General features: G+C 68.0%; 27 protein-coding genes. 9 read left to right on the top strand and 18 right to left on the bottom strand.

Going from position 1 to position 21,894, the window contains the following annotated elements; translation table 11 throughout:
- Nucleotides 1-77 precede the first annotated feature (77 nt).
- The 3 genes from ACWF9G_RS10010 to ACWF9G_RS10000 are packed head-to-tail and all read left to right on the top strand — an operon-like array spanning nucleotide 78 to nucleotide 1,546.
- The gene (locus tag ACWF9G_RS10010) at nucleotides 78-278 is read left to right on the top strand and encodes a CbtB domain-containing protein (protein ID WP_378854277.1); all 201 of its coding nucleotides are present in this window, start codon (nucleotides 78-80) and stop codon (nucleotides 276-278) included.
- Nucleotides 269-1,057 carry a CbtA family protein gene (locus ACWF9G_RS10005; RefSeq protein ID WP_452514782.1) on the top strand — a complete coding sequence of 263 codons (789 nt, stop codon included), beginning with the start codon at nucleotides 269-271 and terminating at the stop codon, nucleotides 1,055-1,057. The genes ACWF9G_RS10010 and ACWF9G_RS10005 overlap by 10 nt, the downstream gene beginning before the upstream one ends.
- A 36-nt stretch (nucleotides 1,058-1,093) precedes the next feature.
- Nucleotides 1,094-1,546, top strand: coding sequence for a hypothetical protein (locus ACWF9G_RS10000; RefSeq protein WP_452514781.1), 453 nt, complete (start codon nucleotides 1,094-1,096; stop codon nucleotides 1,544-1,546).
- Nucleotides 1,547-1,628: 82 nt separating this feature from the next.
- Here ACWF9G_RS10000 and ACWF9G_RS09995 read toward each other — a convergent pair whose 3' ends face one another.
- The 4 genes from ACWF9G_RS09995 to ACWF9G_RS09980 form a co-directional block, all read right to left on the bottom strand.
- Entirely contained in the window at nucleotides 1,629-2,066 is a 438-nt protein-coding gene (locus ACWF9G_RS09995; RefSeq protein ID WP_379311093.1) for an OsmC family peroxiredoxin, read from the bottom strand.
- A gap of 73 nt (nucleotides 2,067-2,139) precedes the next feature.
- Entirely contained in the window at nucleotides 2,140-2,583 is a 444-nt protein-coding gene (locus ACWF9G_RS09990) for an SRPBCC family protein (protein ID WP_452514780.1), read from the bottom strand.
- A 55-nt stretch (nucleotides 2,584-2,638) separates the two neighbouring features.
- Complete coding sequence (locus ACWF9G_RS09985; RefSeq protein ID WP_379311091.1) at nucleotides 2,639-2,959, bottom strand: DMT family transporter; 321 nt, start codon at nucleotides 2,957-2,959, stop codon at nucleotides 2,639-2,641.
- Nucleotides 2,956-3,609 (bottom strand): FMN-dependent NADH-azoreductase, encoded by a 654-nt coding sequence (locus ACWF9G_RS09980; RefSeq protein ID WP_452514779.1) that lies wholly within the window; start codon nucleotides 3,607-3,609, stop codon nucleotides 2,956-2,958. The genes ACWF9G_RS09985 and ACWF9G_RS09980 overlap by 4 nt, the downstream gene beginning before the upstream one ends.
- A 107-nt stretch (nucleotides 3,610-3,716) precedes the next feature.
- Here ACWF9G_RS09980 and ACWF9G_RS09975 point away from each other — a divergent pair, with 107 nt between their 5' ends.
- Together ACWF9G_RS09975 and ACWF9G_RS09970 are read left to right on the top strand one after the other, a co-directional pair.
- A complete protein-coding gene (locus tag ACWF9G_RS09975) occupies nucleotides 3,717-4,325 on the top strand; it encodes a TetR/AcrR family transcriptional regulator (RefSeq protein WP_452514778.1) in 609 nt (202 codons plus the stop codon).
- Nucleotides 4,326-4,356: 31 nt separating this feature from the next.
- Nucleotides 4,357-4,836 carry a DUF4240 domain-containing protein gene (locus ACWF9G_RS09970; protein WP_452514777.1) on the top strand — a complete coding sequence of 160 codons (480 nt, stop codon included), beginning with the start codon at nucleotides 4,357-4,359 and terminating at the stop codon, nucleotides 4,834-4,836.
- 3 nt (nucleotides 4,837-4,839) lie between these two features.
- Here the strand turns inward: ACWF9G_RS09970 and ACWF9G_RS09965 are convergent, their stop codons facing one another.
- Both ACWF9G_RS09965 and ACWF9G_RS09960 read right to left on the bottom strand, forming a co-directional pair.
- Complete coding sequence (locus ACWF9G_RS09965; RefSeq protein WP_452514776.1) at nucleotides 4,840-5,700, bottom strand: ABC transporter permease; 861 nt, start codon at nucleotides 5,698-5,700, stop codon at nucleotides 4,840-4,842.
- A complete protein-coding gene (locus ACWF9G_RS09960; protein WP_452514775.1) occupies nucleotides 5,697-6,590 on the bottom strand; it encodes an ABC transporter ATP-binding protein in 894 nt (297 codons plus the stop codon). Before ACWF9G_RS09960 ends, ACWF9G_RS09965 begins: the two co-directional genes overlap by 4 nt.
- Nucleotides 6,591-6,804: 214 nt before the next feature.
- Here ACWF9G_RS09960 and ACWF9G_RS09955 point away from each other — a divergent pair, with 214 nt between their 5' ends.
- From ACWF9G_RS09955 to ACWF9G_RS09940, 4 genes are read left to right on the top strand one after another with little or no spacing between them, the layout of a single operon-like run.
- Nucleotides 6,805-8,232: a sensor histidine kinase gene (locus ACWF9G_RS09955; protein ID WP_452514774.1), complete on the top strand. Its 1,428-nt coding sequence runs from the start codon at nucleotides 6,805-6,807 to the stop codon at nucleotides 8,230-8,232.
- Complete coding sequence (locus tag ACWF9G_RS09950) at nucleotides 8,229-8,918, top strand: response regulator (protein ID WP_379311082.1); 690 nt, start codon at nucleotides 8,229-8,231, stop codon at nucleotides 8,916-8,918. The genes ACWF9G_RS09955 and ACWF9G_RS09950 overlap by 4 nt, the downstream gene beginning before the upstream one ends.
- Before the next feature lie 19 nt (nucleotides 8,919-8,937).
- On the top strand, nucleotides 8,938-9,111 hold the full coding sequence (locus ACWF9G_RS09945) for a hypothetical protein (protein ID WP_452514773.1): 174 nt from the start codon (nucleotides 8,938-8,940) through the stop codon (nucleotides 9,109-9,111).
- Nucleotides 9,102-9,566 (top strand): YfbM family protein, encoded by a 465-nt coding sequence (locus tag ACWF9G_RS09940; protein WP_379311079.1) that lies wholly within the window; start codon nucleotides 9,102-9,104, stop codon nucleotides 9,564-9,566. The genes ACWF9G_RS09945 and ACWF9G_RS09940 overlap by 10 nt, the downstream gene beginning before the upstream one ends.
- A 55-nt stretch (nucleotides 9,567-9,621) precedes the next feature.
- Here the strand turns inward: ACWF9G_RS09940 and ACWF9G_RS09935 are convergent, their stop codons facing one another.
- The 12 genes from ACWF9G_RS09935 to ACWF9G_RS09880 all read right to left on the bottom strand — a co-directional run bounded on the left by ACWF9G_RS09935 (nucleotide 9,622) and on the right by ACWF9G_RS09880 (nucleotide 21,679).
- Complete coding sequence (locus ACWF9G_RS09935) at nucleotides 9,622-12,186, bottom strand: ATP-dependent Clp protease ATP-binding subunit (protein ID WP_452514772.1); 2,565 nt, start codon at nucleotides 12,184-12,186, stop codon at nucleotides 9,622-9,624.
- Between the two features lie 281 nt (nucleotides 12,187-12,467).
- Nucleotides 12,468-13,406, bottom strand: coding sequence for an esterase/lipase family protein (locus ACWF9G_RS09930; protein ID WP_452514771.1), 939 nt, complete (start codon nucleotides 13,404-13,406; stop codon nucleotides 12,468-12,470).
- Between the two features lie 81 nt (nucleotides 13,407-13,487).
- Entirely contained in the window at nucleotides 13,488-14,084 is a 597-nt protein-coding gene (locus ACWF9G_RS09925) for an anthrone oxygenase family protein (protein WP_452514770.1), read from the bottom strand.
- 122 nt (nucleotides 14,085-14,206) lie between these two features.
- Complete coding sequence (locus ACWF9G_RS09920; protein WP_379086881.1) at nucleotides 14,207-14,821, bottom strand: FHA domain-containing protein; 615 nt, start codon at nucleotides 14,819-14,821, stop codon at nucleotides 14,207-14,209.
- Nucleotides 14,822-15,119: 298 nt separating this feature from the next.
- The gene (locus tag ACWF9G_RS09915) at nucleotides 15,120-15,482 is read right to left on the bottom strand and encodes a histone-like nucleoid-structuring protein Lsr2 (RefSeq protein ID WP_019044650.1); all 363 of its coding nucleotides are present in this window, start codon (nucleotides 15,480-15,482) and stop codon (nucleotides 15,120-15,122) included.
- Nucleotides 15,483-15,597: 115 nt separating this feature from the next.
- A complete protein-coding gene (gene lysS, locus ACWF9G_RS09910; RefSeq protein WP_379309260.1) occupies nucleotides 15,598-17,064 on the bottom strand; it encodes a lysine--tRNA ligase in 1,467 nt (488 codons plus the stop codon).
- A gap of 318 nt (nucleotides 17,065-17,382) precedes the next feature.
- Complete coding sequence (locus ACWF9G_RS09905) at nucleotides 17,383-17,805, bottom strand: rhodanese-like domain-containing protein (RefSeq protein WP_189031176.1); 423 nt, start codon at nucleotides 17,803-17,805, stop codon at nucleotides 17,383-17,385.
- 8 nt (nucleotides 17,806-17,813) lie between these two features.
- Complete coding sequence (locus ACWF9G_RS09900) at nucleotides 17,814-18,410, bottom strand: cysteine dioxygenase (protein ID WP_379309233.1); 597 nt, start codon at nucleotides 18,408-18,410, stop codon at nucleotides 17,814-17,816.
- Between the two features lie 162 nt (nucleotides 18,411-18,572).
- Nucleotides 18,573-19,355, bottom strand: coding sequence for a type III pantothenate kinase (locus tag ACWF9G_RS09895; RefSeq protein WP_379309234.1), 783 nt, complete (start codon nucleotides 19,353-19,355; stop codon nucleotides 18,573-18,575).
- A 19-nt stretch (nucleotides 19,356-19,374) separates the two neighbouring features.
- Entirely contained in the window at nucleotides 19,375-19,794 is a 420-nt protein-coding gene (gene panD, locus ACWF9G_RS09890) for an aspartate 1-decarboxylase (RefSeq protein ID WP_110041391.1), read from the bottom strand.
- A gap of 14 nt (nucleotides 19,795-19,808) precedes the next feature.
- Nucleotides 19,809-20,765 (bottom strand): pantoate--beta-alanine ligase, encoded by a 957-nt coding sequence (gene panC / locus ACWF9G_RS09885; RefSeq protein WP_452514769.1) that lies wholly within the window; start codon nucleotides 20,763-20,765, stop codon nucleotides 19,809-19,811.
- Nucleotides 20,765-21,679, bottom strand: coding sequence for a Rossmann-like and DUF2520 domain-containing protein (locus ACWF9G_RS09880; protein ID WP_452514768.1), 915 nt, complete (start codon nucleotides 21,677-21,679; stop codon nucleotides 20,765-20,767). Before ACWF9G_RS09880 ends, panC begins: the two co-directional genes overlap by 1 nt.
- Nucleotides 21,680-21,894 lie beyond the last annotated feature (215 nt).

The raw sequence follows: 21,894 nt of genomic DNA, 5'->3' as shown, positions 1-21,894 counted from the left end.
CGGTGCCGGAGAGCCAGACACCGGCACCTTCGCACCACACTTCGACCGTGGGACGCGTATCCCTGAGGAGGACCCGAATGGCCATCGCGCATTCACCCAGCCGGGATACCGGCCTGGACACCCTGGCAACCGTGCTCGTCACGGTCGGTGTCGTTCTGCTTGCACTGCTCACCCTGTACCTGGTCGGGTTCGACCAGGGGGCCGTCTCGCGTAGCGGGATGTACCTGCACGAGCTGATGCACGACGGACGTCACCTGCTCGGTGTCCCGTGCCACTGACCGGATCACTCAAGACCCTGCTGCTGCGCGGCCTGCTGGCCGGCCTGATCGCCGGTCTGCTGGCTGCCACAGTGGGCTATTTCATCGGCGAACCCCAAGTGGACGCCGCGATCGCCATCGAAGAGGCCGCCGCGGCACCGGCCGAGCACGGACACGACGCGGCCGAGCCCGCTGGCCATTCCCATGGCGGGGAAGACGAACCGCTGGTCAGCCGGTCCGGCCAGAAGGCGGGACAGTTCCTCGCGCTCGGGCTGGCCGGGATGGCGTTCGGCGCGCTGTTGGCGTCGGTGCTGAACTACGCCCGCCGGTTCACGGCGCTGACCGGGCCGAAGCTGTCGCTGTACGCCGCGGGATTCGCGTGGGCGGCGATCGTCGCGGTGCCGTTCTTCAAGTACCCGGCCAACCCGCCCGCCGTGGGTGATCCGGAGACGATCAACAACCGCACCTGGCTGTGGGTCGCCGCCGTCGTGCTCGGCCTGCTGGCCGTCGCGGCCGCGATCGCGGCCTACAAGGCGCTGGCCGGCCAGCTGGATACGCTCCGGCTGATCGCGGGGGTGGCCGCGTTCGTGCTGGTCACGACCATCGGCTATGTGCTGCTGCCCGGCGTGAACGAGGTGGCCGACGACTTCCCGGCGACGCTGCTGTGGCGTTTCCGGGTGGCCTCGCTCGCCGAAACCACCACGCTGTGGGTGGCTTTGGGGCTGGCCTTCGCCGCGCTCACCGAATTCGCCTCGCGCCGTAGCACTCCAGTAGTGGAGCGGGTCGCTACCGCAGGGTGATCCTCGCGAGTATCAGCGAGAGGCAGTGTCGGTGTCATGACCGGCACTGCCTTTTCCGTTTCCGCGTCCCGACCCCGCGCGGTGACCGTCGCGTTCTGCGGTCTCGTCACCGCCCTGGCCGCCGGCGCCGCCGAGGGACTGCTGCGCGCTGTTCGTGGCGGTGGGGAATTCGGCTCCACCGCAGCGGGATTGCTTCCCCGCCTCGCCATCTACCTGGTCGTCGGGGCCGTGGCGCTGTACATGGTGAACGGCAGCCGGGTGGCCCGCGCGCTGCTGACCGTCGGCATCGGCGTTGTCGGCTTGCTCTCGCTGATCATCGAGCCGCTGGCGGTCATGCTGTCGACCGACGACTTCGGCGAGCTGTTCGCCGGCCTTTCCCCCAGTTCGGCGGTGCTGGCCGGCTGCCGGGCCGTGCACATCCTGGCGGTGGTTATTGCCATTCCGGCGATGTACACACCAGCCGGGCATCGGTGGTTCACCCAGCGCTGACCCGGCATTTTCGTGCAATCCGGCCCCTGCCAGTCAGTTTTCCGACTGGACAGCGGCGAACTGCACGAAAATGCCGGACGGATCAGATCAGTTCGGCGTCCAGCTCGACCTCGGCGACGCCGGCCAGTGCCTTGCTGACCGGGCAGCCGTTCTTGGCGGCGGTGGCCGCGGTGTAGAAGCCCTCGGCGTCGAGCCCGCCCGCGACGGCGCGCACGGTCAGCTTGATCTTGCTGATCTGGAACCCACCGGCCGGGTCCGCCGCGAGCGTGACGTCGGCGGTGACATCCAGGCTTTCCGGGGTGCCGCCCGCATTGGCGATCTCGGCCGAGAGCGCCATCGAGTAGCACGACGAGTGCGCCGCCGCGATCAGCTCTTCCGGGCTGGTGCCCTCGGCGACTTCGGCAGCGCGGCGCGGGAAGGTCACATCGAACTTGCCCGCGCCGGAGCTGACCAGTTCGACCTGCCCGGAACCGTCCTGCAGTCCGCCTGCCCAGAGGGTGCGTGCGCTACGAGTCGGCATGGCAATCCTTTCGATTCGGTGGGTGTTGCGTCCGGTGACGAACCTACTCGGATCCCGGCCGGAGTTCGCCGGCTCAGGCGACGCCGGTGACCTCGTCCAGCCGCTCCAGCATCGCCGGCCAGACCTGCTGGTGCAGGTCACGGAGGGCGGCGGTGGGGAAGCCGGAGTGGCGCAGGCGCAGACGGATGCCGCGCGGCTGCTTGAGGAATTCCGCCGCGACCACGGTCTCCACGCCGTCGGTGGCGGCGGTGACCCAGGTGAATTCGATCCGCCGGTCCGGTTCCAGCAGCAGGATGCGGCCGTAGTGCGGGTTGCGCTTGTCGGCCGAGCCGGTGTCGAAGTAGAGCGGCTCGTTCACGGCGGGGCGCATGAGGACCGATCCGGGAACGGCCAGCCACAGGTCGAGGCCCCGGGTCCAGGCCGCGTAGAGCAGGCTGGGCGAGGCTTTCATCACGCGCTCGACCGTGAGCTCGTGCGGTCGCGCAGACAGGTCCGGGGGGTGAACTGGCTGGTCCATCAGCCGACCTTACCTGCCCGGACCGGCCGATCACCGCATCGGCTGTGCGACAGCGTCACTCGGGATTGGTGACGCGGGCGAGCACGATCCCGCCGAGGATCAGCGCCAGTGCCAGCATGCGGCCCGCGCTGAGCGGATCCTTGTGAACGAGGACGCCGAGACTGATCGCGCCGAGCGCGCCGATTCCGGTGAACACCGCGTACGCGGTGCCGACCGGGAGGGTGTGCATGGCTCGCGAGAGCAGGTACACCGCGAGCGAGCCGAGCGCGATGCAGAGCAGGGTCGGGCCGGGTTTGGTGAAGTTCTCGGTGGGTTTGATGGTCTGCGACCAGATGATCTCGACGAGGCCGGCGAGGCCGAGTACTACCCAGCTCATTTCGCGTAATCCTGTGCGAGCAGGCGCACTTCGGTCAGCGCGGCGGCGAGCGAGGCGTCGTGCGCGTCGCGCAGGTGGGCCAGGTTCGGGTCCTGCACGGCGTTGGCGAGTTCGGCGTGGACGAACACGGTGTCGGTCACGGCGAAATGCCCGGCGAAGAAGTCGCGCAGGTAGCGCTCCTGGTAGTCGTAGGCGGCCTTCGGCGCGCCGGGCGAGTAGGCGCCGCCGCGGGCGCCGACGACCACGAACCTGCGCTCACCCAGCGACATGCGCGGGAAGGTGATCTGGTCGAGCCAGGCCTTGAGCGCGGCGGGGATCGAGTAGTTGTACATCGGGGTGCCGATGAGGATCACGTCGGCGGCGAGTACCTGCGCGAGCAGTGGTTCGACGATCTTCCATGCGGTCTTCGCGGCGGGGGTCGCGGCCAGCTCGGGGAGCCGATCGAGATCGGTGCCACCCGCGGCGAGGACGGCGTCGCAGAGTTCGGTCCAGCCCTCGCCGATGAACGGTGTCGGCTGGGCCGTCAGGTCGCGATAGGTGTACTCGCCGTCCGGCGCCTCGGCGCGCCAGGCCTGGACGAATTCCGCGCCGAGCCTGCGGCTCAGCGACCGGGTGCGAGCGCTGGCGTCGAGGTGCAGCAGGTGTGTCATGGTCGAGCCCTCCATAAATGGACATCATGTCCGCTTGTCGTGTCTCGACGATAGAACACAAGTGGACAGTCTGTCCATATATTCGTTTCTGGGCTACAGTCGACACCATGGAGCCCCGATCCGACCTGCTCACCGGCACGGCGCTGGACGCACCGCAGCCCGCGGAGCGCACCGACGCGGCCCGCAACCGGGCCAAGGTGCTGGCGGCGGCCGCCGAACTGTTCGCCACCCGCGACCCGCGCACGGTCACCATGGACGACATCGCCAAGGCGGCGGGCGTCGGCCGCGGCACCCTCTATCGCCGCTATCCCGACCGCACCGCGATCGCCGTCGCCCTGCTCGACGAACACGAACGCGCGGTCCAGGAACAACTCCTGCGCGGGCAACCCCCACTCGGTCCCGGCGCGCCACCCGCCGACCGGCTCGCTGCCTACTACGCCGCGATGGTCGAATTGCTCACGGCCCATGCGCATCTGGTGCTCGGTGCCGAAACCGGGGGTGCCCGCTTCGCGACCGGCGCGTACGGATTCTGGTCGGCGCACGTGCGGGCGCTGCTTGTCGAAGCCGGTGTCGCCCAACCGGATTCCCTGGTCGATACCGTCCTCGCGCCCGTGGCGGCCGAGGTCTATCTGCACCAACGCGAACGCGGACTCACACCCGGTCAGATCACCGAGGGTCTGGCGGTGCTCGCCCACCGCCTGCTCGACCAGCCCTGACCTGTCGGGCCCTGCCGCTACCGTCACGCGGGTGACGACACTTCCCACCGATACCGAAGCCGCCCGTTTCTGGGCCCTGATCGAAACCGCCTGGGAGCGCGCCGGTTCCACGGCCCGCCGCGCCCTGCTCGACAGCGCCTACGACGACGAGCCGCTCGGCAGGTTCATCGACGCCCTGCGCTCGCTGAGCACCGATTTCACGAGCGACGAGCTGACCGCGCTCGACCGGGTCGCCGAACGCGCGCTCTACGACATCGACCGCGCCGATATCCACGAGATCACCGACGGCTCCGACGACGGCTTCCTCTACGCCCGCGGCTTCATCGTCGCGATGGGCCGCGAGTACTACGAGGCCGTGCGCGCCGACCCGGAAACCGCGCTGCCGGATGTCTGGTGCGAGGAGATGTGCTACTTCTTCGCCCACCTGCACGACAAGCTCTACGGCGATTTCCCGGACACGGGTTCGGGCATCTCCCGCGAGACCGCGTCGAACCCGGCCGGGTGGTCCTGAGAATCAGGTCAGGTCGCGGCGGGTCATCAGCCAGATGGTGCCGCCCGCGAAGGCCAGTACGTAGGCGGTGAGCAGCGCGAGGGACTCGCCGCGCGTGAGGATGTCCAGGACGCCGGGAGTGGCAGGGCCGCTGACGGTGCGCATCGCGCCCGCCAGGGATCCGGCGGCGGTTCCCGGCAGCAGGTCGGTGAACGTCTCGATGGGACCGAAGATGGCCGCCACCCCGCGCAGCAGGTTCTCGACGACGAGCACCCAGACCAGGCCGAGGCCGACCGCGAGGGCAGGGCCGCGGGCGATGGCGCCGATCAGCGCGCCCGCCAAGGTCCACATGCTCAGAATCGCTGTGCCGGAGATGATTCCGAGAACGGAGCGCTCCAGGGACGGCAGGGTGAGCGGCTGACCCTCACTCACCGCGATGAGCGAGGCGACACCCAGGTCGACGGCGAATGCCACACAGACCAGGGCCACCACCACGACCACCAGGCTCACGAGCAGGCCGCCGACCGCTGCCGGACGGCTCGGTCCCTGGGTGAACACGGTCTTCCAGGTGCCCCAGCCGTAGCTGCTGCCGACCGCGAGCGCGCCCAGGATAAGCATCAGCGCACCGCCGAACATCGCCATGCCCTGGGTGAAGACCTCGGGGACGGCGGCGGGCATGAGCTGGCCGAGCAGGACGTCGCGGGGCAGACCGTCCGACATGGCGCCGCTCTCGCCGGAGGTGTAGGCGAGGTAGTTGAACAGGTAGGCGAAGGTCAGATTCAGCAGCACCCACACGCCGAGGACGATCCAGAACGCGGGCCAGCGACCGAGCCGCACCGACTCCGCGCGCATGCTCGCCCACAGATCTCTTGTCACACCGGTCATTTCGCGACCTCCATAGCCGTCATCTCGAAGAACACTTCTTCCAGGGATTTCTCGTCGACGCGCAGTTCCAGCAGGTCGGCGCCCGCCGAGACCACGGCGCGGGCGACCACCGGCGCCATCGCGGCAGACGTTTCGACTCTGATCCCGTCCGCGTTCGCCCTTGCGGGAGCGATGGTGCGAATCGCGTCGAGGGCGATATCGGCGGGCTCGGCGCGGACCAACAGTGCTGCGGTGCCGCGTAATTCGGCGACGGTCGATTCGGCGAGCAGCCTGCCGCCGGAGATCACCCCGACCCGGTGGCAGATCTCCTGCACCTCGGCGAGCTGGTGACTCGACAGCAGAACGGTGTGCCCATCGGCAGCGAGATCGATGATGAGCGTGCGCATTTCGGCCAGGCCCGCCGGGTCGAGCCCGTTGGTCGGCTCGTCGAGGATCAGCAGGTCGGGGTCACCGAGCAGGGCGGCGCCGACGCCGAGGCGCTGCTTCATCCCCAGCGAATAGGTGCGGAAGCGGTCGCCTGCCCGGTCCGCCAGGCCCACCCGTTCCAGCGCCTTCTCGACGTCGGCGGCGCTGTGCCCGCGGTAGCGCGCCAGGACACGCAGGTTGTCGCGGCCCGAGAGGTAGGGGTAGAAGCCGGGACCCTCGATGAGGACGCCGATGCGGCGCAGGGCCGCGGGATCGCCGGGTGCGAGGCCGCGTACCAGGGCGGTGCCTGCGCTGGGCCGGATCAGGCCGGCCAGCATGCGCAGGGTGGTGGTTTTGCCCGCGCCGTTGGGGCCGAGGAAGCCGTAGATCTCGCCTGCGGCGACGCGCATGCTCACCGCGTCCACCGCGATGTGCTCGCCATAGCGCTTGGTCAGCTCGTCGGTGACCACGATCGAATCGTTCATGGGAATCAGGATCCGCGCCGATGCGGTGCCGGGGCATCCGTCGCGGAGCGGCTTCACGGCTACGTCGCGCGGACTACTCGCTGTGGTTCCCGACGCTCGATATTCGCCTCGACCGGCCCGCTGACCGGCCACTGTGGCGCCGCGGGGTGGCTCGCACCGGAATTACGGGCGCAGGCCGACGCGGAGGGCGGCCCTACGCAATAGGGTGAGTGAGGTGGGAGCGTCTGCGAAATGGGAGCGTGGCTCGGTCGTTGTGGACTGGGGCCTGGCAGTGGTGGTCGCGGTGATCCAGCTCGCCGGGAGTTCCGGTGCGAATGCGAATCAGAGCGGGGTGCGCTCGCTCGACGCGTTCGCGTATCTGTTGCTGCTCGCCGGTCCGATCGCGCTCGGCTTCCGGCGCGTGCTGCCCGAACCGGTGCTGCTGGTCGCTCTGCTCGCCGCGGTGTCGTATGTGCTGCGCGACTACGGATACGGGCCGATCTTCCTGTCGCTGATCATCGCGTTCCTGACCGCGGCGGTCAACGGATCACGGTGGCGCACATACCCGGTGGCCGCGGTCGGCTATCTGACGATGGTGTGGCCGTTGCCCGCGCTGCTCGGGCGCGACACCGACGCGTGGCAGATCTTCGGGTTGCTGGCCTGGGTGGGCGTGCTCGTCGGGATCGCCGAGGGGGTGCGCCAGCGGCGGGCGGTGGTGGTCGCGCGCGGACAGCGGGCCGAGGCCGCGCGCCGCGACGAGCAGGCGCAGCAGGCCAGGGCCGCCAGCGAGGAGCGGCTCGCGATCGCCCGTGAGTTGCACGATGTTCTCGCGCACAGTCTTTCGCTGATCAATGTGCAGTCCTCGGTGGCGCTGGAGCTCTTCGACCGGAAACCGCAGCAGGCGGCGGCCGCGCTGGCCACGATCAAGACGACCTCCAAAGAGGCACTGGCCGAGGTGCATACGCTGCTGCACGCCATTCGCAGCGGTGCGGCGGTGGCGCCCGTGGTCGAGGAATACGCCGAGCCCGCCGCCGATTCGCCAGCGCCCGTCGCTCCCGTCGCACCGCCGCGGCCCGCTCCCCGCGCGCCGACGCCGTCGCTCGACGATCTCGAGACCTTGCTCGAGCGCACCAGGGCGACCGGGCTCGATGTCGACACCAAGATCATCGGGACACCCAAGAAGCTGCCCAGCGTGATCGATGTGGCCGCGGCCAGGATCATCCAGGAATCGCTGACCAATGTGGTGCGGCACGCGCCCGGCGCGACGGCGATGATCACCCTGCGGTACACGCCCGAATCGGTCGACATCACCATCGACAACACGCGGCCGACCAGCACCGCGGTCCGCACCGGCGCGGGTGGGAACGGGATCATTGGCATGCGGGAGCGGGCGCACGCGCTCGGCGGGGCGTTGACGGCCGGGCCGCGGCCGTCAGGTGGGTTCCGGGTGGCGGCCAGATTGCCTGCCCGACCTGCGGCTGCCGCGACTGAACCGCGCAACGACGCATCGCGCGCCTCCCGGCAATCCGCGTCAGCCGCGGGCTCCCCCACTGACAACGCAGGCTCCGCCGCAGCCGGTGCTGCCCGTGCAGGATCCGCGGCAGCCGGACCTGACCGTGCGGGCTCCGCGGCCGGTGCTGACGGTAAGGAGTCCTCCGTATGAGCGACCCCGGCCAGGTCGGCGCACGCACAACGCGCGTGCTGGTCGCCGACGATCAGGCGCTGGTGCGTGGCGGGTTCGTCGCGCTGCTCGACGCCCAGGACGACATCGAGGTCGTCGGCGAGGCCGAGAACGGCGAGCAGGCCGTCCGGATGACCCGCGCGCTCGTCCCCGATGTGGTGCTGATGGACATCCGCATGCCCATCCTCGACGGCCTCGCCGCCACCCGCATGATCGCCGACGAGGCCGCGCTCGCCGAGGTCCGCGTCGTCGTCCTCACCACTTTCGAGCTCGACGAATACGTCTTCGAGGCGATCCGCGCCGGCGCGGCCGGTTTCCTGGTCAAACACACCGAACCCGCCGACCTGCTCCGCGCCGTCCGCGTGGTCGCCGCCGGCGACGCCCTCCTCTCCCCCGGCGTCACCCGCCGCCTCCTCGCCGAGTTCTCCACCCACGCCAAACAACCCCCACCCGCCGCCCTGGCCGAGCTCACCGACCGCGAACGCGAGGTGATGACGCTGGTCGCCGAAGGCCTCACCAACGCCGAAATCGGCGCCCGCCTCTACCTCAGCCCCGCCACCGCCCGCACCCACGTCAGCCGCATCCTCACCAAACTGAATGCCCGCGACCGCACCCAACTGGTCGTCCTCGCCTACGAATCAGGATTGGTCCGCCCGGGCTGGCAGTAACGACAGGAGCTACCCGATCATGGCTGAACACTCATCGATGGACGATGTACGGCACGACCGGATGAACAGGCCGGATTTAGATGCCGCCGAGTACGAGGCCGGACGCGCGGAAGCAATTCTGGCGATCGAGTTGGCGCAGGCGCTGATAGTTTCGCCGGAAACAACGGGAGGAAGGGAGTTGGCGTGGGGGTGACCATGTCGTTCACCAGGGTGAGCGCTGCGGATCTGGAGCGACTGTCAGGGGAAAAGGGCTGGCCCGACGATTTTCTCGCGGATCTGGAGACTCCCGACGGCGAGCCGAGCGGGTACTTGGACAAGGCGTGGGCGGGGTTGAAGTACCTGCTGGAACAGGCCGAAAGCGGGGTCGATCTGTTCTGCACGGGGCGTCCGCTCGACAGTGAGAATCACTTCGCGTGGAGCCCGGACGACGTGTCCTACACCGCGGGCATTCTGCGCGGCACCCCGTTCGGCACGCTCGCCGCCCACTACGACCCGGCCCGCATGGACGCCGCCGATGTGTACCCGCGGATCTGGGTCCGCGACGGCGACGGCGGTCTGCACTACCTCGGGCACCATTACGCCGGGCTCGTGCGGGTGTTCGACTACGCCGCCCGGCGCGGCTCCGGATTCCTGCAGCATTTCGGCTGACCATCGAAAAAGCCCGCCCCCGGGATTCCGGGGGCGGGCTTTTCGGTTCAGCTGTCTACTCGCCGGAGGCGACCTCGGGCGCGGGGCCCTCGGCAGCACCGGTCAGGACGACCTCGGGCTTGTCGTCGCCCGCGGGTGCCTTGGTCAGCTTCGCCTTGCCGGTGAAGGTGAACTTGGCGTCCTCGCCCTGGCCCTCGCCGTTCCAGCCCTCGACGTCGACCACGATGGTCTGGCCCGCGCCGATCTCGCCGAAGAGGATCTTCTCCGACAGCTGGTCCTCGATCTCGCGCTGGATCGTGCGACGCAGCGGACGCGCACCGAGGACCGGGTCGAAACCGCGCTTGGCGAGCAGGCTCTTGGCCTGGTCGGTCAGCTCGATCGCCATGTCCTTGTTCTTCAGCTGCTTGGCGACGCGGCCGATCATCAGGTCCACCATCATCACGATCTGATCGCTGGTGAGCTGGTGGAAGACGATCACGTCGTCGATGCGGTTGAGGAACTCGGGGCGGAAGTGCTTCTTCAGCTCGTCGTTGACCTTGAGCTTCATCCGCTCGTAGTTCGAACCCTCGGCGTTGGACTGGGTGAAGCCCAGACCGACGGCCTTGGAGATGTCGGAGGTGCCCAGGTTCGAGGTGAAGATCAGCACGGTGTTCTTGAAGTCGACCGTACGACCCTGACCGTCGGTGAGACGGCCGTCCTCGAGCACCTGCAGGAGGGTGTTGTAGATCTCCTGGTGCGCCTTCTCGATCTCGTCGAACAGCACCACCGAGAACGGCTTGCGGCGCACCTTCTCGGTGAGCTGGCCGCCCTCTTCGTAGCCCACGTACCCGGGAGGGGCACCGAAGAGCCGCGATGCGGTGAAGCGGTCGTGGAACTCGCCCATGTCGATCTGGATGAGCGCGTCGTCGTCACCGAACAGGAAGTTCGCCAGCGCCTTGGACAGCTCGGTCTTACCGACACCGGACGGACCGGCGAAGATGAACGAGCCGGACGGACGCTTCGGATCCTTCAGGCCGGCGCGAGTGCGGCGGATCGCCTTAGAGACGGCCTTGACGGCATCCTCCTGGCCGATGATCCGCTTGTGCAGCTCGTCCTCCATGCGGAGCAGACGGGTGGTCTCCTCCTCGGTGAGCTTGAAGACGGGGATACCGGTCCAGTTGGCCAGCACCTCCGCGATCTGCTCGTCGTCGACCTCGGCCACGACGTCCAGGTCACCGGAACGCCACTGCTTCTCCCGCTCGGCGCGCTTGGCGACGAGCTGCTTCTCCTTGTCCCGCAGGCGTGCGGCCTTCTCGAAGTCCTGCGCGTCGATCGCGCTTTCCTTCTCGCGGCGGGCGTCGGCGATCTTGTCGTCGAACTCGCGCAGGTCCGGCGGAGCGGTCATCCGGCGGATGCGCATGCGCGCGCCCGCCTCGTCGATGAGGTCGATCGCCTTGTCCGGCAGGAACCGGTCGTTGATGTAGCGATCGGCCAGCGTCGCGGCGGCGACCAGGGCACCGTCGGTGATGGACACCCGGTGGTGCGCCTCGTAGCGGTCGCGCAGACCCTTGAGGATGTTGATGGTGTGCTCGACGGTCGGCTCGCCGACCTGCACCGGCTGGAAGCGGCGTTCCAGGGCGGCGTCCTTCTCGATGTACTTGCGGTACTCGTCGAGGGTGGTCGCGCCGATGGTCTGCAGCTCGCCACGGGCCAGCTTCGGCTTCAGGATCGAGGCCGCGTCGATGGCGCCCTCGGCAGCACCCGCGCCGACGAGCGTGTGCAGCTCGTCGATGAACAGGATGATGTCGCCGCGGGTGTTGATCTCCTTGAGCACCTTCTTCAGGCGCTCTTCGAAGTCACCGCGGTAGCGGCTGCCCGCGACCAGGGAACCCAGGTCGAGGGTGTAGAGCTGCTTGTCCTTGAGGGTCTCGGGGACCTCGCCGTTGACGATGGCCTGCGCGAGGCCCTCGACGACGGCGGTCTTACCGACACCGGGCTCACCGATCAGGACCGGGTTGTTCTTGGTGCGGCGGCTCAGCACCTGCATCACGCGCTCGATTTCCTTCGAGCGGCCGATGACGGGGTCGAGCTTGCCCTCGAGCGCGGCCTGAGTGAGGTTGCGGCCGAACTGGTCGAGCACCAGCGAAGTGGACGGAGTGCCCGCCTCACCGCGCGAGCCGGAACCCTCGACGGGCTCCTTGCCCTGGTACCCGGACAGCAGCTGGATGACCTGCTGACGGACGCGGTTCAGGTCGGCTCCGAGCTTGACCAGAACCTGGGCGGCGACGCCCTCGCCCTCACGGATGAGTCCGAGCAGGATGTGCTCGGTACCGATGTAGTTGTGGCCGAGCTGCAGCGCCTCGCGCAGGCTCAGCTCCAGCACCTTCTTGGCGCGCGGGGTGAAGGGGATGTGACCGGACGGCGCCTGCTGGCCCTGACCGATGATCTCCTCGACCTGGCTGCGCACACCCTCCAGCGAGATGCCAAGAGACTCCAGCGACTTCGCCGCTACGCCCTCGCCCTCGTGGATCAACCCAAGCAGGATGTGCTCGGTGCCGATGTAGTTGTGGTTGAGCATCCGGGCCTCTTCTTGGGCCAGGACAACGACACGCCTCGCGCGGTCGGTGAACCTCTCGAACATCGCTCCCTCACTCTCCTGCTCCGACATTCTGGCAACAGACGCCGCAGTGTGCTCGGTACAACCTAGGGCGTCGGACCGACAACTGTCGCCGTCAGCCTGCCATGAAGCCCGGGGGTTGCGGCCCCCGCCATCCACTCTAGTTGGCAGGGGGTCCCGCCGCCGCCGGTCCACCCTATTGATGACCGGCGGCAACATGGTCATTCACTCATAACGCGCACGTCGCGGCATTCGTTTCCGCTCGAGTTTTGCCTACAGCGAAATATGTCGAACCGATGACGGCACTACCCGGTGAACGGCGGCACAAACTCGCACGGAACAGGGGCCTGACGGGCCGGATCCAGGGCATTGAGGACGTGACCTGCGGCGCGCGGGCTGCCGGCGATGGCCATGTGCTCGGAGTAGTCCTGGGCGCAGCCGTCCTGGACCACATGGGAGGTGGCGTTGGGCGCGGGGACCAGGCCCGAGGTGTGCGGGACGATCAGTTCGTCGAGAGTGGTGACGATATTGGTGTAGCTGACCTGCGGGTCGTAGACGCCGTCGGCATTGAGCGCAGCCATGAACTCGTCGCCGGTGAGCATCTGCCCGCAGGCCTGGCACAGCGACGTCGCGACCGCGTCGAAGGCGGGACCCGCGCCGAGTGCCCGGCTGTAGGCGGCGATGTCGCCCGCACCCAGGGCGTTGGTGCCCAGCCACGGCGGTGCGATGGCAGCGAACTTGTCGACCCTGGCCGCGCCGCCGAGACGCTTGATGTAGTAGTTGCCGACGATGTTGCCCTGTGAATGCGCGACGAAGTCGACCCGCGCGGCGCCGGTGCGCGCGAGGACCCGATCGACGAAGACCGACACCTCGGCGGCACTCTGCTCGATGGGCCGCATCCCGCCGACCGCTGAGACCGGCCACGGCAGGCCGTAGGCGCCGTAGGTGAGGGAGTAGACGCAGTAGCCCTCGTTGGCCAGCAGCGGGGCGTACACGCCCCAGTTCGTCTGCGCGCCACCGCCGGTGCCGTGCAGCAGCACCACCGGGTTCGGATGCTCGGCCGAGGGGACACAGCCGGGATCGTTCGCACCGGGGAGCGACCCGCCGGGGTTGGCCAGCTCCGGTGCGATCCCGGCGAAGAAGTTGTAGTCGACCGGATACCCGGCGGCGGCGGCGCCTGCGGTCGCCCAGGTCAGCAGGGCTGCCGCGGCCAGTACCAGCAACGATCTCGAACTACGTCGCATGAAACGACTCCTCACTAGAACGTGTTCCACTCATCATGGAACACGTTCCAGTGATCGCGTGGCCCTATTGGCAGATCGCCATCAGCGCCGGTACGGCGCCGCGGCGAACCCGCCCGCCATGGGCGCCGCCGCGGTCTGCGAAACCTGCTGTCCGGCAACCACACCCGTGGCGCTCGACTTGCCCTGCTGCACACCGGCGGCGAACAGCGCGCCGCACAGCACCAGGAACGCCGCCGTGTGCAGCACCGCCCGCAGGATGTTCCAGCGCACCCAGGCCGCCTCGTAGTCGGCGCGCACCGCCGCGGTGTCGATGATGGCCGCCGGGTCGCCCGCCGCCGCGAGTGCGTCGTTGAGCGGCACGTTCAGCGCCGCGGTGACGCCGAAGGCGATCACGTTGAGCGCCACGGCGATTCCGAGCCAGACCAGCGTCGTGCGGTGCTCGGAACCCAGGCTCAGCACCGCCGCCAGCGCGGTGAACCCGACCGTGCCGAGGAAGCCGAGCATGAACCACGGGTTGATGATCACCACGTTGATCTTCTGCATGACATCGATCAACGTGCGATCCTCGGTTCGGGCCAGCGCCGGCATCACCGAGATCGCGTAGGCGTAGAACACGCCGGCGATCAGCCCGGTACTGAGCACGGCCATAACCATCGCGGCCATCCGAACTGCGAACATGAGATGTCTCCTGACTCGTCTTCCGGAGCTCGATCCCTGTGCTCCGGTGATACGACTCAGTCAACCGTGTAACGCGTGTCGCCGACATAGTTCAGACGCTCACGCACCTGTGCGAGCGTCGCCTACAGGTCGTGGTCGGAGATCATCCCGCTCTGCATGGCCAGCGCGGCCAGCCGGGTGCGCTTCTGGTTCTGCGGCAGGTTCTCCACCCCGAACTTCGCGAACAGGGCGCGCAGATGGGTCTTGATCGCGTCGATGGAGAGGAACAATTCCTCGGCGATCTGCTGATTCGACGCGGGTGTGGCGAAGCCGGTGCCGTGCTTGTACGGGCGGCACAGCGCGATCAGCACCGCGCGCTGGGTCTCGGTGAGCGAGCGCATGGTGGGTATCGAGCCGGAGGCGGTATGCGTCGCGTCGTCGACGACGCCGCCGAAATCGAAGAAATGGACCAGCGTGGTGCCGACGCGGATACGGTCGCCTGGGCTGAGTCTGCGCCTGCCGATCAGCCGCTCGCCGTTGACGAAGGTACCGTTGCGGGAGAGGCCGTCGTCGACGATGGTCCAGTGCGCGCCGAGATGCTCGACCGCGGCGTGCAGCCGTGAGACCTCGGCGTCCCAGCCTAGGACGAGGTCGGCCTGCACATTGCGGCCGATAGTGAAACGCTGCTGCGTAGGCTCGAGCGGCAGCTCGTGCTGTCGCCCGGTGTCATCGGTATACCGAAGAAACGAACTCGCCATTCCGGTCACTGCGCTGTCCCGCCTCTCCGCGATTCAGGCCAGACTTGTGCGCGTGGCCTGAAACGTCGGCGGCCGGTGGTGGAGGGCGTGGCCAGTTCGCCCGTACCCGGTGAGTTACCCATGTACTCGCCAGATCAGGTCGAATGGCCGGCGTCTGCCGACATGAAAAACCTTGCGCACGAACATCAGTCTATCTCCCTGGGAGACAGCCGCCGCGTGTCCCGACCTGGGGGAACACCGGCAACGAGAAAGCGGCCCGGGATCGCGCGTCAGCAACCCCGGACCGCCGTCGAAAACTTCAGGCCTTGCCGACTTCCTTGTTGTACGCCTCGGTGATGTCGGCCGAGATACGGCCGCGGGCGGAGACCTTGTGACCCTTGCGGCGGGCCCATTCACGAATTGCGGCGCTCTGTTCCCGGTCCATGGAAACACGGCTCTTGCCCTGCGGCGCGGGGGCGCCTGCCGCCTTCACCCGGCGACGGCCACTCACGCGACGGGCGTTGGCGACCCACTCGTCCAAGCCTTCGCGCAGGCGCGCCGCGTTAGCCTCCGACAGGTCGATCTCGTACGACACGCCATCGATAGCGAACTCGATGGTTTCGTCCGCGATGGACTCACCGTCGACATCGTCGATCAGGCTAACGGTGACCTTCTTTGCCATGAGATGAACGTCCTCTCGAAATCGTCAAGCCTGCCTCCAGGCCGAATACCCGAGGCAAGAATACCTCGATTTACGAAAATTCCAACACGAGGCCTTCGCCCCGCAAATTGACTGGTCAGCGACTAGCCGGACGAACAATCGGGAACAGGATCGTTTCCCGGATTCCCAAACCGGTGAGTGCCATCAACAAGCGATCGATTCCCATACCGGTTCCGGTTGTCGGCGGCATGCCGTGTTCCATCGCGGCGAGGAAGTCTTCGTCGAGCACCATGGCCTCGTCGTCACCAGCGGCGGCCAACCTCGCCTGATCGACGAACCGTTCGCGCTGGATCACCGGGTCGACCAACTCCGAATAGCCCGTTGCCAACTCGAAGCCGCGAACATACAGGTCCCACTTCTCCGTGACACCGGACTTGCTGCGATGCTGACGGGTCAACGGTGAGGTCTCGACCGGGAAGTCACGGACGAAAGTCGGTGCGTAGAGCTTGTCGCCATACGCATGTTCCCATAGTTCTTCGACAAGTTTGCCGTGTCCGTAGCCCTTGCCCGCAGGAATTTCCAGACCGACCCGATCGGCCAGCGCGAGCAATTCCTCGACACTGGTTTCCGGCGTCACCTCGACACCGATGGACTCCGACAGCGACGGATACATCTCGACCGTCGTCCACTCGCCGCCGAGATCATATTCCGTACCGTCGGCAAGCGTCACCAGCAGGGTGCCGAATGCCTCCTGCGCGACTTCCTGGATCAATTCCCGGGTCATCGTCGCCGAGTCGTCGTAGGTGCCGTAAGCCTCGTAGGTTTCCAGCATCGCGAACTCGGGCGAATGGGTCGAATCGGCGCCTTCGTTGCGGAAGTTCCGGTTGATCTCGAAGACCTTCTCCAGGCCACCGACCACGCAGCGCTTCAGGAACAGCTCCGGCGCGATACGCAGGAACAACTCCATGTCCAGGGCATTGGAACGGGTCACGAAAGGGCGCGCGGCGGCGCCGCCGTGGATGGTCTGCAGCATCGGGGTCTCGACCTCGAGGAAGCCGCGGCGCTCCAGCGCGGTGCGCAGCGCGCGGACCACGTTCACGCGGGTACGGGCCATTTCCCTGGCCTCGGGGCGCACGATCAGGTCGACATAGCGCTGCCGGACGCGCGACTCCTCGTTCATCTCCTTGTGCGCCACCGGCAGCGGCCGCAGCGACTTGGCCGCCATCGACCAGGAATCGGCCATGACGCTCAATTCACCGGTGCGCGAGGAGATGACCTCGCCGTGCACGTAGACGAAGTCGCCGAGGTCCACATCGGACTTCCAGGCGGCCAGCGCGTCGGCGCCGACGCCGTTGAGGCTGATCATCGCCTGCAGCTTGGTGCCGTCGCCCTCCTGCAGCGTGGCGAAACACAGCTTGCCGGTATTACGGACGAAAATGACGCGGCCCGCGATGCCTGCCTGCAGACCGGTCTGGGTGTCGGGCTCCAGATCCGGGTAGGCGGCCCGGATTTCGGCCAGCGTGTGGGTGCGCGGCACCACCACCGGGTAGGCCTCACCACCCTCGGCGAGCAGCCGCTCCCGCTTGTCCCGGCGAATCCGCATCTGCTCGGGGACATCACTGTCCACGGCGGAACTGACGGCGCGGCCGGTTGCGGCGGGGTTAGGGGTGCTCACATCCGACAACAGTAGCGTGCGCCGAAAATGTATAAGCGACCTGGGCACAGACGACTAGACGGAAACCGGACATCGCACCGGCCATTCCTCGGCCGAATGCAATCCACGTCACACCATCGAAACAATCCTCCGCCACTGGAGGCTCCGAATCCGCACGCAGACAACCCAACTCACCCCCCGCCCGCCACCCCGAAGAGCGGTGGCCGGGATGCCGGTCAAGGCGCCCGGTCGGCGGCCAAGGCGCTGCTACAGCGAGGCCAGCGCATTCACCTCACGAGCAAAGTGCGGCGCCCCGACCGCAACGGTCAACAGCCCCGCGGACTTCAGCGCCTGATATCCACCGATCAGGTCGGTCGCCCGATGCAAACCGAGCTGCTGCAACGAGGCGGCGGCCAAACTCGAGGTGTAGCCCTCCGAGCAGAAGATGATCCATTCCACGTCGTGGTCGGCGGCCAGCGACAAACGGGCCGACGACGTCGGATCGAGGCGCCATTCCAGGACATTGCGTTCGATGACCAGCGCGCCGGGCAGTGAACCCTCACGAACGCGCTGCGCCGCCGGGCGGATGTCGACCAGAATCGCGCCCCTGGCCAATGCCGATGGCAGGTCGTAGACGTAGAGCCTGCGTAGGTCGGCGCGGGCGTTCTCGAGCATCTGATCAATCGTCAAACGACTCATCACAGGTCACCTTCGGGCTGGTCCGTGAGGACGGTTTTGGTTCGCCGCAAGGTGCCGTGACCGGTCACCTCGTAATAGGACATCGCCGACAACGGCGGGGAATAGGCGTGCACGCTCAGCGTGGGATCGAGCGGACCGACGGATTCGGCGGCGGCGGGCGCGCGCACCACGTCGTGGACCCAGCCGATCGGGAACGAGGCCTGATCGCCCGCGGCGAGCGTGCGCCTGCGTAACTCCGAGCCATTCCAGCGGAATTCCGAGAGCGCCCCGCTGAGCACGGTGAGGGCGCCGAGGGAACCGGCGTGATCGTGCAATTCGGTGGATTTTCCTGGCGTCCAGCTGATCAGCCAGACATCGACCTCGTCGTCGGCGATCAGCCGGGTGGCCCAGCGTTCTTCCGCCGGCCAGACGCCGTCGGCGGGCAGCAGGTGGTCATAGCGGCCCGCGAGGACGTCCTCGGCGCCTTCGTCGGTGAGTCGCAGCAGGTCAGCGGGCCGCAATCGGGTCGGCAATGCCGAAGCCACCGCCCGGTCGAGCGGGGGTGTCGCCGAATAGCCGTCGCGCGCGGACGAAAGGGAAAGGACAGAAGAACGCATGAGCGAATCTCCAGGAGGTGTGAATCGGTCGAGGGGAAAACGTCAGCCTCGAACGGTCGAGGCAGGTCAGCCTCGACAACACTCCTGGGTGCTCACACGGAAGGACACGAGCGTGAGTTTAGCAGTTGACGCGCGCTACGGGGAAAATGACCTGCACCACAGTCACTTCTTGTTGCGTTCGTAGACGTGGCGCAGGCCGGTCAGCGTCAGGTGCGGCTCGTGCTGATCGATCGTCTCCGATTCCGGGACGATCAGCGGCGCGCCGGCGCCCGTGGCGACGACGGTGACATCGGTGCCGGAGAACGCGTCGAACTCGTCGCGAATCCGGTCGATCAGGCCGTCGACCAGGCCCGCGAAACCGAACACGGCGCCGGACTGCATGCACTCCATGCTGTTCTTGCCCAGCACCGAGCGCGGGCGGGTGAGTTCGACACGGCGCAGCGCGCTGCGTTCGACCAGCGCCTCGGTGGAGATCTCCACGCCGGGCGCGATCACGCCGCCGAGGAACTCGCCCTTGGCCGAAACCAGGTCGACGCAGATCGCGGTGCCGAAATCGACAACGATCGCGGGCCCGCCGAAGTGGCGGAACGCGGCAAGGCAGTTGACGATGCGGTCGGCGCCGACTTCCTTCGGGTTGTCCACCAGCAGCGGGATACCGGTCCGCACACCGGGCTCCACCAGCACGTGCGGCACGTGCGCCCAGTAGCGCGCGAGCATCGTGCGCAGCTCGCGCAGCACCGGTGGCACCGTCGACAGCGCCGAGACGCCGACCACCTGGTCGATCTCGTCGCCGACGAGGCCACGCACCTGCATGGCGAACTCGTCGGCGGTGAGCAGCGGGTTGGTGTGGATTCGCCAGTGCCGCGCCAGTTTCGCGTGCTCGCCGCTGCCGGAGAACAGGCCGAGTTCGATTCCGGTGTTGCGGACGTCGATTGTCAGCAGCATCGCAGTCCCCCCGCCGCGCTCAGGCGAACGACAGGGAGCGCGGGGAGGTCAGGCCGGAACCCTCGGGCGCGTGCGCCGGGTCCGAACCGAGCTCGACGGGGCGGTTGCGGTCGTCGACGAAGACCACCTTGGGGTCGTAGTCGCGCAGTTCCTGCTCGTCCATCTGGCCGTAGGCGATGAGGATGACCAGGTCACCGGGGTGCACGAGATGGGCTGCGGCGCCGTTGATCCCGATCACGCCCGAACCGCGCTCGCCCGCGATCACGTAGGTCTCGAGGCGGGCGCCGTTGTCGATGTCGACGATGCAGACCTGCTCGCCCTCGAGCAGATCGGCGGCGTCGAGCAGATCCTGGTCTACGGTCACCGAACCCACATAGTGCAGGTCGGCATGGGTCACCGTGGCACGGTGGATCTTCGACTTCATCATGGTGCGCAACATCGTCGTCGCCTTTCTCAGTGCGCCTGCGAGGCAGGCAGGGAGTTCGCGTCGGGGTGCCCGTCGAGCTGGGCGCCGAGGACAATCGGGGCATTGTCGATCAGGCGGGTATCGCCGACCTTGGCCGCGACGAGGAGCCGGGCATTGCCCGCGGTGGGCGCGGGGCCCAGGTTGCTGTCACGCAGTTCGAGGTAGTCGACCTCGATGCCGTCGACCGCGTCGAGCACGCCGCGCGCCGCCCGCACGACCGCCTCGGGGCCGAGACCGGCGGCGTGCCTGCCCGCGGCCAGCGCGGCCGAGAGGCCGAGCGCCGATTCCCGCTGGGCGGCGTCGAGGTAGCGGTTGCGCGAGGACAGGGCGAGACCGTCGGGCTCGCGGACCGTCGGGTAGGCGACGATCTTGACGTCCATGTTCAGGTCGCGGACCATCTGCCGGATCAGCGTGAGCTGCTGGTAGTCCTTCTCACCGAAGTACGCCTCGGAGGCGTGCGCGATATTGAGCAGCTTCGCGACGACGGTGAGCATGCCCGCGAAATGCGTCGGCCTGCTTCCGCCCTCTAGCTCGGCACCGAGCGGGCCCGGCAGCACGGTGGTGCGCGGGCCGTCGGGGTACATGTCGGAGACGGTCGGCGCGAACACCAGGTCGACGCCCTCGTGCCGGAGCAGTTCGAGATCGGCGTCGAGAGTGCGCGGGTAGGCGTCGAGATCCTCGTTGGCGCCGAACTGCAGCGGGTTGACGAAGATCGAGACGACCACGACCTGGTTGGTGAGCCTGGCCTGGCGGATCAGCTGCAGATGGCCCTCGTGCAACGCGCCCATCGTCGGCACGAAACCGACCGTGCGACCGGCGCCGCGCAGCGCCTTGGTCACCGTGTCGAGCACCTCGGGGTCGTGATGGACGGTCAGCACGCCGGGCTTGTACGCGCCGGTCGCCCGCGGGCCGCCCTGGTGGTGGTGCACTTCTCTGGGTTCCATCAGTGGCCTTCCTTGGCGAGCAGGTCCAGCAGGGCCGGATTGGTCTTGGCGAGTTCGGCGGTGCGCAGCGACATCGCGCGGTAGGCCGCGGCCAGGCGCTCGTCCAGCGACTCCAGTGCGGTCAGGTGCGCGGCGACCGCGTCGACGTCACCGCGGGCGACCGGGCCGGTCAACGCGGCGCCGCCGCGGCGCAGCGCGTTGTCGAGCGCTGCCGAGACGAGCGGGGCGAGCAGACGTTCCGGCAGGCCGTTGGGCTGGTCGTCGACCACGGGCTGACCGAGCAGGCCGGGGCCCGCCATGGCGGCACGCAGCGCGGCGACCGCGTCGACGATGATCGTGACCAGGTGATTCGCGCCGTGGGCCAGAGCCGCGTGATACAGCGTGCGCTGATCCTCGGACACCTTGACCGGTTCACCACCCATCTCGATGACCAGCGCCTGGCCGATCGCGTAACCGACCTCGTCGGCGGCGGTGATGCCGAAGCAGGCGTTGGCGAGACGGTCGATGTCCTCGTCGTGACCGGTGAAGGTCATCGCGGGGTGGATGGCGAGGCCGAGCGCGCCCTGCTCGGTCAGCGGCGCGAGCACGCCGACGCCGTTCGCGCCTGCGGTGTGCACCACGATCGTGCCGGGGCGGACGACTTTCGCGCTCGCCAGACCACGGACCAGGCCAGCCAGCTCGGCATCGGGGACCGCGAGCAGCAACAACTCACTGCGCTGGGCGATCTGCTCGACCGGCAGGATCTGGGAATCGGGCAGCCGCGTCTGCGCCCGGTGCACCGAGGCATCGGAGATCGCGGCGACACCGAACACCACGTGACCGGCTCGCTCGAGCGCGACACCCAGAGCCGAACCCACCCGTCCCGCCGAGACGATTCCCACCGTCAGTCGTGCGGGCGCAGGGTCGACACCCACGTTCGCGCCATCGGAATTGACACTTCTCGAGGTCAACATTGTCCTCTCGATTTGCGTTCCAGTCCCGCAATGCGGGTACCGGACGTTACGGATCGAGGATATCGGGCGGTGCCCACGCGACGCCACGGACCCATCACGTGATCTAGCTCTCTGAACCGCCTCCCCGCGACTCTTGGCACCCCGCCTCCCCGCGACTCTCGGCCAGACTCGGGCGT

The sequence above is a fragment of the Nocardia sp. NPDC055029 genome, assembly GCF_053608525.1.
This window is presented reverse-complemented; position numbering and strand designations above follow the sequence as displayed.